Raw genomic sequence first — 15,334 nt, forward strand, 5'->3', positions numbered from 1 at the left:
CGATGGCCAAAATCCGTGTGCTGATCGTGGACGATTCGGCCAGCGTGCGCCAGATGATGGCGCGCATCCTGTCGGCCGATCCGCAGATTGAGGTGATTGCTGCGGCCAGCGATCCCTTTGCCGCGGCGCGCTATATCAAGGATGAATTGCCCGATGTGGTGACGCTGGATGTGGAAATGCCGCGCATGGATGGCATCACCTTCCTGCGTAAACTGATGAGTCAGTGCCCTTTGCCGGTGGTCATGTGCTCTTCGCTCACCGAGAGCGGGTCCGATACGCTGCTTCAGGCGCTGGAGGCCGGGGCGGTGGATGTGATCCTGAAACCTCAGGCGGGTGTGGCCGATTTTCTGGCCGAGCAGCATCAGCGGATCTGCGATGTGGTCAAGGGCGCGGCCCGCGCCCGCGTGCGCGCCCGCACCGAACGCAAGCCGGTGGTGCCCCAGCAAAAGCTGACCGCCGATGCGGTGCTGCCCCCGCCCGGATCGCGCGCGATGAGCCGGACCACCGAGCAGATCGTCTGCATCGGGGCCTCGACCGGGGGCACAGAGGCGCTGCGCGAGGTGCTGGAGGCCTTGCCCGCCAATGCGCCCGGCATCGTCATCGTCCAGCATATGCCCGAACATTTCACCCGCTCCTTTGCTCAGCGCCTCAATGCTTTGTGTGAGGTTGATGTGAAAGAGGCCGAGGATGGCGACACGGTGATGCGCGGCCATGTGCTGATCGCGCCGGGCGGGCGCCACACGCTGCTGACGCGGCAGGGCGCGCGTTATACGGTCAGCGTGCGCGACGGGCCGCTGGTCTCACGCCATCGGCCATCGGTGGATGTTCTGTTTCGCTCGGCCGCGCAATCGGCGGGCAGCAATGCGGTGGGCGTGATCCTGACCGGCATGGGCGATGATGGGGCGCAGGGCATGCTGGAAATGAAACAGGCAGGGGCCCGCACCATTGCTCAGGACGAGGCGACCAGCGTGGTCTTTGGCATGCCCAAGGAAGCCATCGCGCGCGGTGCGGTCGATCGCATCGTGCCGTTGGGCAATGTTGCGCGTGAATTGCTGCATGCGGCGGCAAAGTGAAGGTATTACGATGAAACATGCCCGCTTCACGCTGGTTGAAAACAGCACGCCCCCTGGTTCCGGCCAGACCGCCGATGCGCAGGCGGGCATGGCCGATATTGTCGCCAGCCTCGATTCCCGCTTTATCCCGGCGGGCGAGACGCTGGCCCGGCTGGTCGATGCGATGGGGGCGGTGCTGTCGGGTCTTGATACGATGAGCCGGGTGCTGGGCGAGGATTCGGGCGAGGACAGCGAGGCCGCCGAGGCGCTGCTCTGCGCCGCCCGGCAATTGCGCGAGGCCCCCGCGCGGCAGGCAGAAAGGTCGCGTCAGGTCACCGCTCTGGCCCGTGTGATGCAGCAATTGGGCACCCATTCGGCGGAAATCGCGCGCATTCTGACGGTGCTGGAATTCTATACGGTCAATTTGAAGATCGCGGCGGCGGGCGCCGATGAATTCGTCGAATTTGCCAATGATATGAGCATCAAGCTGAAATCAGGCAGCCGTGAGGTCGAGGCTTTCAACAATCAGATCAAGCTGATGCAATCCAGCCTGACCGATATGCGGCGGGTGGACGATGTGCTGGCGCGCGAATGCGCCCGCGTGATCCCGCAGGTGCCCGACCGGCTGGTGCAGGAGGTCGATCAATTGCGCTCGCGCCAGATGTGGCTGGCGCAGGTGGCGGCCCATTCGCGCGACATCATCCTGCGCCTGCAAGGCCGGGTGGGCGATGCGCTGGGGGCGATGCAGATCGGCGACATCACCCGCCAAAGGCTGGAGCATGTGCTGGACGGCTGCCGGATGCTCGAAAGCGTGCTGGCCCAGCCGGAGGGCGCGGACAAGGCCGGAACGCGCGGCCATATGCTGCGCCTTTTTGGCGACCAACTGGGCGATCTGACGGGAGATTTCATCGCCCAGACCGGCGATCTGCTCGATGCGCTGGGGGCGCTGGGGCCCGATTGCACGGCCTTGCTCAGCCATGGCCACCGCGACGATATGATGCAGCAAAGCGGCCATTTTCTGCGCGATCTGGGCGATTGCATCGCGGGCGCCCATGGCATGACCAGCCAGTTGCAGCGCGCCAATGAAAAGGCCGTCGAGATTGCCGATGTCGTGGTGCAGGTGGTCCATGCCCTGCGCCAGCGCGTGCAGGCCATCGAAAGCCTGCGCTTTGACGTCGATTATATGGCGATCAATGTGAACATCCGCGCCCGCCGTGATGCCCAGATCGGGCGACCCGTGGCGGTGATCGCCGATGAAATCCGCATCTGCTCCCAGCAACTGGCCGAGCTTATCCTGGGCATCGCCAAAGTGGCCGATGATCTGGGCATTCAGAGCGAAGCCTTTGAAATCGGCCATGAGGCGGGCGCGCAGGCGGGTGTGGATACGATGCTGACCAACGCTCTGGCGATCATCCAGCATGGCGCGGGTCAGAGCGAGGAGGCCATGAGCGAGGTGAACCAGCGCGCGCAGGGCATCGCGGGCATGATCGACGTGGCCTGCGACGAACTGTCGATCTGCGGCACCTTGTCGGAAAGCCTGCGCGCGATGACAGACAGTTTTGCCGTGCTGGCCGGGGCGGATCGGGCCGATCACAATACCGCCACTCCGCATCCTGCTGCCGCGCTGATGGATAATCTGGCACGCCGCTATACGATGAGCAGCGAGCGCCGGGTGCATGACCGTCATCTGTTGCCCGGAATGGAGCCGCTGATGGGCATATCAACGCTCCACTCCGGGGCGGGCGCCACCAATCCGCCGCCGGATGATGATGACGCCCTGTTCGATGACGCCCTGTTCTAGGCGGCGTTTTAAGCTGCTCCCCCCAGCGCGCGGACAAGGGCGATGCTGGTCTGTACCCGCTGGGTGGCCACTTGCGCGGCGCGGCGGCGGGCGGCCAGTTCGGCGGTCTCGGCCGTCACCACATCGAGCAGTGTGTTCGCGCCCTTGATATAGAGCTCATAGGACAGCTTTGCGGCCTGCCCGGCGGCGGTGGCAGCGCGGGTTTGGGCCGCGCCCTCCTGCTGCAACTGGTCCATGGATGTCAGGCCATCCTCGACCTCGCGCATGGCTTGCAACACGCCGCCGCGATAATTGGCGGCGGCCGCGTCCCAATCGGCGCGCGCGGATTCGATGCGCGCCTTGATCCGCCCGCCATCAAAGATCGGCAGCGAGAATTGCGGCCCCAGCGCCCAGAAAGCATTGGGCGCGGAAATCAGGCTGGACACGGCCATGCTTTGAAAACCGCCATTGCCGCCCAGCGAGATTTGCGGGAAACGCGCTGCGCGGGCCACGCCGATGGCGCGATTGGCGGCATACATCCGCCTTTCGGCCGCGGCGATGTCGGGCCTGCGTTGCAGCAAGGCCGCGGGCAGGGCCGATGGTGCGCCGATCACCGAGAGCGGATGATCGAGCGTGTCGATCTTGGCCTCGCCCGCCGGAATGCCCGCCAGCGTGGCCACCGCATGGGCCAGCACGGCCCGCTGGGCGCGCACCTGCGCCAATTGCGCCTGCGCATCGGCCAACTGTGCATCTGCGCGGCCCACATCAATGCCGGTGGCAATCCCGCCGTCATAGCGGTGATGGGTCACATCATCGGCGCGCTGATAGGCGCCCACCGCGTCCGAGAGGATCGCGATTTCCAGATCCGCCCCGCGCATCGCTGCCCACGTGCTGGCCAGATCGGCCTGAAGCGCTAGGCGCAGCGCGGCGGCGTCATCGGCGCTGGCCTGCGCATTGGCGCGGGCGGCCTTCACGCTGTCGCGCACCCGGCCCCACAGGTCCAGCTCATAGCTGACGGTCGCGCTGACCGTATCGGCCTCGTAATAGGAAGGCTGAGTTGATCCGCGCAGGGGTCGGTCGTCCGACTGCCGGTTGCGGGTCAAGGTGCCGCCCGATTCCACATCGGGCATCGTGGCTGCCTTGCTTTGGCGCAGCGCCGCCATGGCCAGACGGTGCTTGGCAAGGATGGCGGCAAGGCTGGGATTGTCCTGCTCCAGCCGGTCCTCCATCGCATCGAGCGCCGGATCGCCCAAAGCGCGCCACCAGGCCTTATCCGTGGCGGGCGCGGCGGGCTGGGCCTCGCCCCAAACCTTGTCGGCATCGGCGAATTTGGCGGGCAGAGGGGCTGCGGGCGGGCGATAGGCGGGGGCCTGACTGCATGCCGCCGCCAGCAAGGGCAGAAGCCCGATCCAGCGTTTATCCATGCGCAACATGCACCGTTTCCCCTTCCAGCAGCGAATCGGGCGGGCTGTCGATCACCTTTTCGCCCGGCTTGAGGCCCGAGCTGATCTCGACCGAATTGCCCTGATCCTGCGCGATGGTGACGGTGGCGAAATGGACCTTGCCCGAGGCGTCCACGGTGGCTACCTTGACCCCGCCGCCGCGCAGTATCAGCGCGCTGGACGGCACATTGAGGCGACCGGCGGGCACCGGCACATCGAAATGCACCTGCGCAAAACCGCCGGGGCGCAGCGCGCCATCGGCATTGTCCATTACCAATTGCACTTGCAGCGCGCCGGTCTGCGGATTGATCGCGCCCGATTGATCGACCAGCTTTGCCTCAAAATTGCGCCCCGGCCATGCGGGCGCCGTCAGCCGCGCCGAAAGGCCCGAATGCATCAGCGGCGCATATTGCTGCGGCACGCTGACATAGACGCGCAACCGGTGGCCGTCGGCCATGGCGAACATCGGGTTTTGGTTGGTCGAACCCGGCCCGACCAGATCGCCGATATCGGCATTACGCAGCGTCACGGTTCCGGCAAAAGGCGCGCGGATCGTGGCATAGGCCTTCATCGCCAGCAACCGGCCCAGATTGGCCTGCGCCTCGGCCACGGCGGCGACATGGGTGGCGGCATTGGCGTTCTTTTCATCGGTTTCCTGCTGCGAAACCGAATGGGATTTGAGCAGATCGGTCCAGCGCGCCGCCGTGGTGCGGGCCAGCGTGGCCTCGGCCTTGACGCGGACAAGGGTGGCGCGGGCCTGAATGATCTGCTGGTCCAGTTCGGGCGTGTCGATGGCGCCCAAAGGAGCGCCCGCCGCCACATGCGCGCCGATGTCGGCATACCATGCGCGCACATAGCCGGGCACGCGGGCAAAGAGGCGCGCCGATGTCCATGCCTCGATCGTGCCGGGCTGGACCAGCTCGTCGCTGGCCCCGCTGGGCTTGGGGGTGATCAGGCGGACCGTGGGCGTGCTTTGCGTTTCGGCCCATTCATGCGCCTGCGCACTTTCATGCATGCGCCAATAGGTGCCGGCGAGCACCACGGCGATCGCGACGATGCCAGCCGTGATGCCCGCCGACCGCAGGCCCCGGGGGGGGGGAGGGGTGGCCTGCGTTGAGGAAAAGTCAGTCATTGTGGGAAAGCTCCTTCTGATCGCCGCGATGGATCAGGCTGAACACCACGGGCACGAAAACCAGCGTGGCCATGGTGGCAAAGATGAGGCCGCCGATGACGGCGCGGCCAAGCGGGGCGTTTTGTTCGCCCCCTTCGCCCATGCCCAGCGCCATCGGGCCCATGCCGATGATCATCGCCAGCGCCGTCATCAGAACGGGACGGAAACGGGTGGAGCCGGCCTCCAGCGCGGCGGCAAGCGCATCGCCGCAGGCCGCCAGCCTTTCGCGGGCAAAGCTGACCACCAGCACCGAGTTGGCCGTGGCCACGCCCATGCACAGGATCGCGCCCGTCAGCGCAGGCACCGAAAGCGTGGTGCCCGTGGCAAACAGGATCCACGCAATCCCCGCCAGCGCCGCGGGCAGGGCCGAGACAATGGCGGCCGGATCGGCCCAGCTCTGGAAATTGACCACGATAAGCAGGTAGATCAGCACGATGGCGCCCGCCAGACCGGCAATCAGGCCGACAAAGGCGGTGTTCATCGTTTGGGTCTGGCCGCGCAGTGCCACTTGGGCGCCCTTGGGCAGATCGCCCTTGGTGGCGTCCAGGATCTTTTGGATATCGGCCGAAACCGCGCCCAGATCGCGCCCTTGCGTGGCGGCATAGATGTCGAAGGCAGGCTTGATCGAATAGTGGGAAATCACCGCCGGGCTGGGGCCGCGCTGCAATGTGCCCAGCGCCGAGAGCGTCTGGAAGGCGCCGGTGCTGCCGCTTACGGGCGTGTTTTGCAGGGCGGAGATGGAGTCGGTGTGCCACAGCGGCGCCTGAACCACGATGGGGTAGGACACGCCGTTCTTGGGATTGAGCCAGAAGGTGGGGGCCACCTGACTGGAACCCGACAGGCCCACCGAGAGCGAGCGCGTCACGTCATTTTCGGTGATGCCCAGACGGTCGGCCTGCGCACGGTCGATGTTGACGCCGATCTGGGGATAGTTCGACGCCTGTTGCAGGCGAACATCGACCACGCCGCCCAGCCGCGCCATCTTGGCGGCGACATTATGGGCATAGGCTTCATTGGCCTTGGCGTCGGGGCCGGTGATCATCACGTCGATGGGGGCGGGCGCGCCAAAGTTCAGGATCTGGCTGACGATATCAACCGGCAGGAACGAGAACACCGTGCCCGGAAAGGCGCGCGGCAGATCGGCGCGCAGCTTGCGCAGATGCTCGTCGGTGGGGGCGTGATCTTCCTTCAGCGAGATCAGGATGTCGCCATCCTGTGGGCCGATGCCGCCGGTGTTTGAATAGGCGCGGTTGATGCCCGAAACCGGCGGGCCGATATTGTCGGTCACGCTGGCGATCTCGCCCTTGGGCAGATCGGCGCGCACGCGGGCCTCGATGCGGTCGAACTGGGCGGCGGTTTCCTCGATGCGGGTGCCGACGGGCGCACGCACGTGAATGCCGATCTGGCCGGTATCCACCGAGGGGAAGAAATTGCGCCCAAGGAAAGGCACCAGCACCAGCGAAAGTGCGACGATCACGGCAAAGCCAACCACCACCTGTTTGCGCTGCGCCAGAGCGAGGCTGAGCACGCCGACATACCAACTGCGCGCCTTTTCGAAGCGGACCTCGAAACCATGCTGGAAACGGCGCAAGGGGTTATGCGTGTTGGCATGGCCCACGGTGGCGTCATGCTCGCGCATCTGCTCGCCGATATGTTCGGGGGCGTGGGCGCGCAGCAGGAAATTGCCCATGGTGGGCACCAGCGTGCGGCTGAGGATGAACGAGGCGATCATGGCGAAGACCACCGCCTTGGCCATGGGCGCAAAGAGGAAGCCCGCAACGCCCGGCAGAAAGAACATCGGCACAAAGGCGATGCAGATGCAAAGCAGGCTGACCAGAGCGGGCTGGACGATCTGCTGCGCGCCGTCGAGGATGGCCTCCTGCACGCCCTTGCCCTGTTCAAGGTGCCAGTTGATGTTTTCGATCGTGACGGTGGCGTCATCCACCAGAATGCCCACCGCAAGGCTGAGGCCGCCCAGCGTCATGATGTTGAGCGTCTCGCCCGTGACCGCAAGGCCCATGACGGCGGCCAGCACGGCCAAGGGGATCGAGGCGGCAATGATGACCGTCGAGCGCCACGAACCGAGGAAGAGCAGGATCATCAGGCTGGTCAGCACGGCGGCGATCACGCCTTCGCGGATCACGCCCGACACCGCGCCTTTTACAAAGATCGACTGGTCGGAAAGGTAGGAGATCTTGAGATCGGAGGGCAGCGTCACGGCCAGTTGCGGCACGATGTTCCTGACCCCGTCGACAATCGCCACGGTCGATGCTGACCCTGCCTTCAGGATGGTCATCAGCACCGCGCGGGTGCCGTCAACGCGCACGACATTCTGCTGGGGCGGCGAACCGTCATGCACATGGGCCACATCGCCGATCGTGATCGTCGTGCCGCCAACCGTGCGGATCGGCAGCTTGTTGAGATCGTCGATGGCGCTGGGGCTGTTGTTGAGATGGACGTTATATTCATAGGTGCCGATGCGCGCGCTGCCGGGCGGCACGATCTGGTTCTGCGCAGCAAGGGCCGTGCCCACATCGGTGGCCGAGAGGTGGTGCGCCTGAAGCGCGGCGGGGTCGATGTCGATCTGGATCTGACGCTCGCGCCCGCCATAGGGGGTGGGGACGGCGGCGCCTTCGACCTGGGCAAGGCCGGGGCGGATGGCGTTGATGCCATAGTCGAACACCTTCTGTTCGCCAAGCGAAGGCGAGGACAGCGCCAGTTGCAGGATCGGCACGGTCGAGGCGTTGTAATTCATCACCAGCGGCGGGGTCATGCCCGGGGGCATTTGTTTCAGCACGGTCTGCGAAATCGCGGTCACCTGCGCGGTGGCGGTGCGGATGTCGACGCCGGGGTGAAAGAAGATCTTGACCACGCCGACGCCCGCATAGGACTGGCTCTCAACATGGTCGATATCGTTGACGGTGGTGGAGAGCTGGCGCTCGTAATAATAGACCACGCGCCCGGCCATGTCTTCGGGGGGCAGACCCTTGTAGGTCCATACCGCTGCAATCACCGGCATCTTGATGTCGGGGAAAATATCGGTGGGCGAACGCAGCCAGGCGATGGAGCCGCCCAGCACGATAAGGATGGCCATGACCACGAATGTGTATGGCTTGCCTAGGGCGATTTTGACGAGTTGGAGCATGAATACCCGATCTTGACGACGCGTTGGGGGATGCGCCGGTTGCGATCATGCGTTTCGTCTCACGCGGGGCTGGTTTCAAATGAATTGGATTTTAGGTTGGGTTTATGCCGGACCGGTGCGAAATTCGGGCGCGCGGATCCGCACGATCAGACCCGGCGCGGCATCGTCCAACTCCAGCCCGAAGCCGTGGAGATGGACAATCGCGGCCACCAGATTGAGGCCCAACCCCGAGCCTGGTGTCTGGCGGCTGGCCGCGCCGCGATAGAAACGGCGCAGCACCGCATCGCGTTCGGATCGTGCGATGCCCGGCCCGTTGTCGGCCAGTTCTATCGCCATTTCCTCGCCCCGCCGGATCAGGCACAGGCGGATCTTGCCGCCATGGGGCGCAAATTTGATCGCATTGTCCAGCAGGTTGCCGACCGCCTCGACCAAGAGCGCCTCATCGCCAATGATTTGATGGCCATAGCTGCCGCTCAGTGCGATTTCGATCTCGCGCTCCTCGGCCAGTGGCTCATAGAGTTCGGCGGCGCTGGTCATCAGCATCATCGGGTCAAGCGGGCCGAAACCGGCACGGCGATTGGCCGCCTCCAGCTCGGCAATGCGCAACAGCGCGTCAAAGCGCGCCAGCAGCGCGTCAATATCCTCAACCGCCTGATCGACGCTCTCGGGCCTTGGCTCGATCATCGCCAGACGCATCCGCAGCCGGGCCAGCGGGCTGCGCAGATCATGGGCGATGGCATCGGTGGCGCCTTTGACCTGCACCATCAGCCGCTCGATTTCCTCGACCATGCCGTTCATCGTGGTGGCCACCAGATCGAGTTCGTCGCGCCGGGGCGACACGGGCATACGGTGCGAAAATTCGCCCGCCGAGATGCGTTTGGCGTCGGTTCGCAATTGCCCGATGCGGCGCAGCGGGCCAAGCCCCAGCGCCACGGCCGCCACCACGGCTGATAGCACCACCACCGTCCCGGTGGTCAGCGACAGCGCCAGGATGCGCGCGCGAAATTCGACCGCAGGCGTAATGTCGCGCGCCACGATCAGGCTTTGCCCGTCGGGCAGGCGCGTGGTCATGGTCAGTAATGGGCTGGGGGCCAGCGTTCCGGCGTGCCATTCCTTCATGGTCTCGGCGGGTGGCGGGCCGGACCAGTGCAGATTGCCCGCGATCTCGTGCCCCTGTGCGTCGATCAGCGCGAAATAATTGAGGCCGGAGGTGCTGGCGGCAATCGCGGCCTGCACCCGGTTTGCGCGTTCGTCGGCCGTCCCGCTGCCCAGCCGCGCGGTTTCCGAGGCGAGGATGAGGTCGGATCGGTTAATCAGCTCGCGTTGGGTCAGCCGATAGGTGATGCCCAGCAGCAAGGCCACCGCCACCAGAAACACCGCCCCCAGCGCCAGCATCAGCCGAAAGGTGGATGTCCGCTGTAATTCGGCCCAGCGCAGCGAAGGGTGGGGGCGGGGGATGCGCAAGATCAGCCCACCACCAGCCGATAGCCTTCGCCCTTCACCGTTTCGATGATGGGGGCATGGCCGGGCTGTTCCAGCTTGCGCCGCAATTTGCCGATATGGACATTGATGAGATTGTCCGCCGGATCAAAGAAATAGCCCCAGACCTGCTCAAATATCATCTGGCGGCTCAGGATCTGGCCCGGATGGCGGGCGAGGAATTCGAGCAGGCGGAACTCCTTTTGCAGCAAGGCCACCGGCTCGCCATGCAGCCAGACCTTGCGCTTGATCAGGTCCATTTCCAGCGGGCCGACCACGATCCGCCCCTCGGCCGGATAATCGCGCCCGCGCCGCAGCAAGACCTCGACCCGCATCGCCACCTCGTCGGGGGCAAAGGGTTTGACCATGTAATCATCGCCGCCCGCGCGCAGGCCCGCAATGCGTTGATCGACATCGCCCAGCGAGGAAATCATCAGCACCGGCGTCATCACCTGTTCGGCGCGCAGCCGCGCCACCAGCGCCAGCCCGTCCATATCGGGCAGCATCCGGTCCAGTGTGATCGCATCGAAACGGGTGGTATGGGTATGGGCCAGCGCCTCGCGCCCGGTGGTGGCGCGCAGCACGTCATAGCCTTGCGCGCGCAGACGATCAGCGATCACCTGCGCCACTTCGGCATCGTCTTCCACCACCATTATCTGGACCATGCCTGTCCCCTAATGCCTTGGCGCGGGGGCGGGCAAGTGAAATGCAGTTTAGCCCAGCATGCGCACGATCAGCACCGCCACGGCAAACAGTACCATCAGGCACAGCACAGCACTGGCGCTGACCCGCAGCCCGGCACGGGCCACCAGCGCCAGATCGACGCTGAGGCCAAGCCCGGCCATGGCCAGCACGGTCAGCAGCAGGCTGGCGCGATGGGCGGCGTCCGACAGGGCGGGCGGGATCAAGCCTGCGGTATGCGCGACGGCCAGCGCCAGAAAGCCGAGGATGAAGAGCGGAAAGAAACGCCCCTTGGCCGCGCCGCCGCCATGGGTCAGCGAAAGCACCGTCACCACCGGCCCCAGCATCAGCACGCGCACCAGTTTGACCAGCGCGCCCACCTGCACCGCGACCGGCCCCAGCGGATGGGCGGCGGCCAGCACCTGCGGCACGGCATAGACCGTCAGCCCCGCCAGCATCCCTCCGCGCACGGCATCGAGATGCAAGGCCCCGGCCAGCACTGGCACGATCAGCACCACCGCAATGCCCAGCACCGCAGTAAACCCGATGGAGGCGGCCACATCGTCGCCATCGGCATCAATGGCGGGGGCCACGGCAGCGATGGCCGAATTGCCGCAGATCGCATTGCCGCAGGCCACCAGCATCGCCATCCGTCCGCTCAGCCCCAGCCAGCGGCCAAGCGCATAGCCGACCGCGATGGTCAGCGCGATCAGCGCGACAATCGCCCCCACGAGCCCGGCGCCCATGCCTGCCAGCGCGCCCAGACCGACCGTGGCGCCCATCAGCGCGACGGCCCATTCCATCACCGGCTTGGCGGCAAAGGCGATGCCGCGCGTGCAGGCTTGGGGCACAGGCCGAAGGCTGCGCGCGCAGGCGCCCAGCAGGATCGCCAGCACCAGCGCATCGAGCCAGACCTTGCCCAGCAGCCAATGCTGGACTTGCTCCAGCGCGAAGGCGGCAAGGGCAATGGCGGCGGCGAGGATGAGGCCGGGGAGGAGGGAGCGCGTTTGCATGGGGGGCTTTTGCGCCTGCACCATTCAATGATCCAATCAATTGAATCTATATTTATGATAGGGTAAATCTATCAAATGACTCTCGAACAACTCCGCATCTTTGTCGCCGTTGCGCAAAGCCTGAACATGACCCGCGCGGCGCAGGAGCTGAACCTGACTCAGCCCTCGGTCAGCGCCGCGATGGCCGCGCTGGAGGGGCGGCACGGGCTGCGGCTGTTTGACCGGGTGGGGCGCTCGATCGAATTGTCCGAGGCGGGGCGCGCCTTTCTGCCCGAGGCGCGCGGGGTGTTGGCGCGGGCGCGGGAGGCGGCGCAGGCGCTCGATGATCTGGCCGGATTGCGGCGCGGCTCTTTGCGTATTGCGGCCAGCCAGACCGTGGCGACCTATTGGCTGCCCGCGCGCATGGCCCGGTTCGCCGCGCGCCATCCGGGCATCGCGCTGGATCTCGCCCTTGGCAACACGCAGGAGAGTGCCGAGGCCGTGCTGGCGGGCGAGGCCGATCTGGCCTTTGTCGAGGGTGAGGCGCAGGGTGATCTGCTGCGCGTCATGCCGGTGGGCGAGGATAGGCTGGGGCTGTATGCGCGGGCCGATCATCCTCTGGCCGGGCGGGCGCTGGACCATGATGCGTTGCGCGGGGCGGCGTGGGTGCTGCGCGAGATGGGGTCGGGGACGCGGGCGCATCTGGGGCTGGCCTTGGCGCAGGCGGGGCTGGATTGGGGCGATCTGGATATTCGGCTCGAACTGCCCGCCAATGGCGCGGTGCTGGAGGCCTTGGCGGCGGGGGATCTGATTACGGCGGTGTCGGAATATGCGGCGGCTTCGCGGGTGGCGGCGGGGCGCGTGGTGCGGCTCGACTGGCCCTTTGCGCCGCGCGGCTTTGCCATGCTGTCTCATCGCGCGCGGCGTTTGAGCGCGGCCAGCGAGGCCTTTGTCGCCTCGCTGGCCGGTTCATAATCAGAACTTGGCCGTGATGGTCACACCATAGGTGCGCGGATCGGCGGCCTCAAACCCAATCGCGGTTTGATTGAGAGCGCCGAACACCGGCACCGTATTGGTATAGGATGTGGGCAGGCTGATGCTTTGCAGTGTGCCCACATTGCCGATATTGCGGATATAGGCGGTGACGCCCCAATTGCCCTTGGCCGGATTGAAGGCCAGCGTGGCGTTGAGCTTCATGAAGGAAGGCTGGCGATACCATCCCGCCGCAAGGGCCGCCGCATTGGAGGGGATCGCCAGATTGCTTTCCGTTTCAAACCGCCCGTCCATCGAGGCGACCAACGTGCCCGCATGGCCCACATCGAACACATGCGAATAGCCCGGCGAGATAGCGAATTTGGGCGAACGGGGCAGGGCAAAACCGCTGAGCGATTGGCCGAAAGCCACCGTGGCCGCCGTGCCGCCTGCCAGATTGACGGTGCGGAACTTGGCGTCGAGATAGGAGATGTTGAGCGTGAAACGATCATGGGGCGAGAGGATCACCGTGCTTTCCAGCTCCATGCCGAAGGTCCGCGCGCGGGCGGCATTGGCGGTGATGGTGGTGGTGTAATCCGGGTCGATGGTGCGCGCGGTATAGCCAAGATTGGCGGTCGGGCTGAACACCTGTGCGGCATAGCTGAACTGATAATTGCGATAGTCATAGATGAAGGCGCTGAAATTCAGACGCCAGCGATGGTTGAGCAGATCGTTCTTGGTCCCGATTTCATAGGATGTCATGGTTTCGGGGTCGAAGGTGCTGGTAAAGCCAGGGTTGAGCAAGCCGCTGCTGGGCGGGGGAATGTTGATGAAGCCGCCGCTCTTGAAGCCGGTGGAGACCAGCGCATAGACATTCGAGGTGGGCGAGAGGTCATATTGCGCCGAGATCTTGTAATCGAGCCGGTTTGAATTGAGTTGCCCGGCCGGGACCGAGAAGAACACGCGGTTGCCGGTGGGGTTGCTGGCGCTCCACAATCCATTGTTGGTGGTCGTGCCCGCCGCGCCATTGTCGAGCAGATAGAACAAGGTGGTGTTGATCGGCGTGCCGTTCAGGCTGCTGTTGCCCGATGTGGCGCAGGTGCTGGTCTGGATCGAATTGGCCACGCACAGATTGCCCACCTGTTCGTTGCGCAATTTCCGCTCGGCGGTGTAGCGCAGGCCCGCCGTGACGCGGAAACGGTCGGTGACGGGATAGGTGATCTGGCCAAAACCGGCCAGATTGCGCACCTCGCGATGCGGGCTATAGCTGCTGTAGAAGGCGGGTGGGGCGATGCCGGGATCGACCACGGCGGTGGCCGGAACCGATGTGGTGGCCAGCGTCGTCGTGCGCGCCGATGTGGTATAGCCGGTGCCGCCCTGCTGGTTGACGCCGGTGTCCTCGGTGTTGTTCAGGTAATAGCCGCCCAGCAGCCATTTGATCCGCGCGCCCGGCTGCGACGACAGGCGCACCTCCAGCGTTTTCTGGTCCTGCCGCGAGATTTCCTTGCCGTTGGTGCTGGCCAGCGCGCCGGCGATGCCGGTCGGGTCGGGGTGGGATGAGGCCAGCGCCTGCGACAGGCGGGTCTGATAGGTCAGCAGGCTGAAGGTGTTCGATTCAAGGCTGTAGCGCGAACGGTTATAGGTCGGCTGGACGAACAATTGGGCAAAGCCGAGATCAGCGGTAATGTCGGCATAGTAATTGTCATTGATGAACCGGCGATAGCCTGAGGAGGGGTTGTTCGAGGTCCAGTATCCGGTGGGAAATTTGATCGGCTGGGTCAGGTCGATCAGCCCGGTCGAGGACTGCTGCTGGCCCAGACCGTTCTGCACCGCATGGTCGGCGGTCAGGATGATCTTGAACTTGCTGCTCGGCTCCCACAATCCGCGCAGGCGCATGCCGGTCACATGGCTGTCGCTGCCGCCGTTGGAGAGATATCCGTTGCGCCCCTCGCTGGAAATCGCGCCGCGCAGGGCCAGCTTGTCGCCGATGGGGATGTTGACCATCGCCTGACCCGCCAGCAGCCCGTAATTGCCGATTTCGGCGGTGCCCGATGCCTCCAGCCGGTGCGAGGGATCATTGGCGATGATCGTGACCGAGCCGCCCAGCGCGTTGCGGCCATTGAGCGTGGAATCCGGCCCCTTGACCACCTCGACGCGGGCGATGTCGTAAAACAGCGCGCGGGTGGATTGGGCGCGTTGCTGAAACACGCCGTTCAGGCTGACGGTGACAGGGGAATCCTGACCGAAGACCGGGGCAAAGCCCACGCCGCGGATCGAGACGAAGAAGCCCTGACCCGAGGCGCCCGTCCCCATCAACTGTACGCCCGCGCTGTCGCGCAGAACTTGCGAAAGCGTGGTCTTGCCTTCCTTGGCCGCGCGGTCGCCGTCCACCGCGATGATCGAGCCGACGGTATGTTGCAGCGATGTGCGCGCCTTTTGCGCGGTGACGATAATGTCATGCAGGCTGACGCGACCATTATCCTCGGTCTGGGCACTGTCTTCGAAAGGCGGGTTCTGCGTTTGCGCCTGAACTGTGGGCGCCATGCACAATGCTGCCGCCACCGCGCTCATCGCGCAGCCCAGATATGCTGACTTCATTATTATGTCTCCTCCCAATCAT

At 65.2% G+C, this 15,334-nt stretch carries 10 protein-coding genes; 3 read left to right on the plus strand and 7 right to left on the minus strand.

Features of this window, described 5'->3' with window-relative positions; translation table 11 throughout:
- Positions 1-2: 2 nt before the first annotated feature.
- Together GGR38_RS10900 and GGR38_RS10905 are read left to right on the plus strand one after the other, a co-directional pair.
- The gene (locus GGR38_RS10900) at positions 3-1,073 is read left to right on the plus strand and encodes a protein-glutamate methylesterase/protein-glutamine glutaminase (protein WP_183625367.1); all 1,071 of its coding nucleotides are present in this window, start codon (positions 3-5) and stop codon (positions 1,071-1,073) included.
- A gap of 10 nt (positions 1,074-1,083) precedes the next feature.
- The gene (locus tag GGR38_RS10905) at positions 1,084-2,853 is read left to right on the plus strand and encodes a methyl-accepting chemotaxis protein (RefSeq protein WP_183625369.1); all 1,770 of its coding nucleotides are present in this window, start codon (positions 1,084-1,086) and stop codon (positions 2,851-2,853) included.
- Positions 2,854-2,861: 8 nt separating this feature from the next.
- On the opposite strand, the gene GGR38_RS10910 is transcribed toward GGR38_RS10905, so the two are convergent.
- The 6 genes from GGR38_RS10910 to GGR38_RS10935 all read right to left on the minus strand — a co-directional run bounded on the left by GGR38_RS10910 (position 2,862) and on the right by GGR38_RS10935 (position 11,763).
- On the minus strand, positions 2,862-4,265 hold the full coding sequence (locus tag GGR38_RS10910) for an efflux transporter outer membrane subunit (RefSeq protein ID WP_183625371.1): 1,404 nt from the start codon (positions 4,263-4,265) through the stop codon (positions 2,862-2,864).
- Complete coding sequence (locus tag GGR38_RS10915; RefSeq protein WP_183625373.1) at positions 4,249-5,406, minus strand: efflux RND transporter periplasmic adaptor subunit; 1,158 nt, start codon at positions 5,404-5,406, stop codon at positions 4,249-4,251. Before GGR38_RS10915 ends, GGR38_RS10910 begins: the two co-directional genes overlap by 17 nt.
- Entirely contained in the window at positions 5,399-8,590 is a 3,192-nt protein-coding gene (locus GGR38_RS10920; protein WP_183625375.1) for an efflux RND transporter permease subunit, read from the minus strand. Before GGR38_RS10920 ends, GGR38_RS10915 begins: the two co-directional genes overlap by 8 nt.
- Positions 8,591-8,692: 102 nt before the next feature.
- Entirely contained in the window at positions 8,693-10,054 is a 1,362-nt protein-coding gene (locus tag GGR38_RS10925; protein ID WP_183625377.1) for a sensor histidine kinase, read from the minus strand.
- Positions 10,055-10,056: 2 nt separating this feature from the next.
- A complete protein-coding gene (locus GGR38_RS10930) occupies positions 10,057-10,734 on the minus strand; it encodes a response regulator transcription factor (RefSeq protein ID WP_183625379.1) in 678 nt (225 codons plus the stop codon).
- 48 nt (positions 10,735-10,782) lie between these two features.
- On the minus strand, positions 10,783-11,763 hold the full coding sequence (locus GGR38_RS10935; RefSeq protein WP_183625381.1) for a YeiH family protein: 981 nt from the start codon (positions 11,761-11,763) through the stop codon (positions 10,783-10,785).
- 75 nt (positions 11,764-11,838) lie between these two features.
- Here GGR38_RS10935 and GGR38_RS10940 point away from each other — a divergent pair, with 75 nt between their 5' ends.
- Positions 11,839-12,717 (plus strand): LysR substrate-binding domain-containing protein, encoded by an 879-nt coding sequence (locus GGR38_RS10940; protein ID WP_183625383.1) that lies wholly within the window; start codon positions 11,839-11,841, stop codon positions 12,715-12,717.
- Here GGR38_RS10940 and GGR38_RS10945 read toward each other — a convergent pair whose 3' ends face one another.
- Complete coding sequence (locus GGR38_RS10945) at positions 12,718-15,312, minus strand: TonB-dependent receptor (protein WP_183625385.1); 2,595 nt, start codon at positions 15,310-15,312, stop codon at positions 12,718-12,720.
- Positions 15,313-15,334: the final 22 nt, after the last annotated feature.

It is taken from the genome of Novosphingobium sediminicola (genome assembly GCF_014196525.1).
Lineage (GTDB): Bacteria > Pseudomonadota > Alphaproteobacteria > Sphingomonadales > Sphingomonadaceae > Novosphingobium > Novosphingobium sediminicola.

Bases quoted from the DNA above. Each gene is read 5' to 3' on its own strand.
- GGR38_RS10900 (WP_183625367.1), top strand. From the start codon at position 3: ATGGCCAAAATCCGTGTGCTGATCGTGGACGATTCGGCCAGCGTGCGC.
- GGR38_RS10905 (WP_183625369.1), top strand. From the start codon at position 1,084: ATGAAACATGCCCGCTTCACGCTGGTTGAAAACAGCACGCCCCCTGGT.
- GGR38_RS10910 (WP_183625371.1), bottom strand. From the start codon at position 4,265: ATGTTGCGCATGGATAAACGCTGGATCGGGCTTCTGCCCTTGCTGGCG.
- GGR38_RS10915 (WP_183625373.1), bottom strand. From the start codon at position 5,406: ATGACTGACTTTTCCTCAACGCAGGCCACCCCTCCCCCCCCCCGGGGC.
- GGR38_RS10920 (WP_183625375.1), bottom strand. From the start codon at position 8,590: ATGCTCCAACTCGTCAAAATCGCCCTAGGCAAGCCATACACATTCGTG.
- GGR38_RS10930 (WP_183625379.1), bottom strand. From the start codon at position 10,734: ATGGTCCAGATAATGGTGGTGGAAGACGATGCCGAAGTGGCGCAGGTG.
- GGR38_RS10935 (WP_183625381.1), bottom strand. From the start codon at position 11,763: ATGCAAACGCGCTCCCTCCTCCCCGGCCTCATCCTCGCCGCCGCCATT.
- GGR38_RS10940 (WP_183625383.1), top strand. From the start codon at position 11,839: ATGACTCTCGAACAACTCCGCATCTTTGTCGCCGTTGCGCAAAGCCTG.
- GGR38_RS10945 (WP_183625385.1), bottom strand. From the start codon at position 15,312: ATGAAGTCAGCATATCTGGGCTGCGCGATGAGCGCGGTGGCGGCAGCA.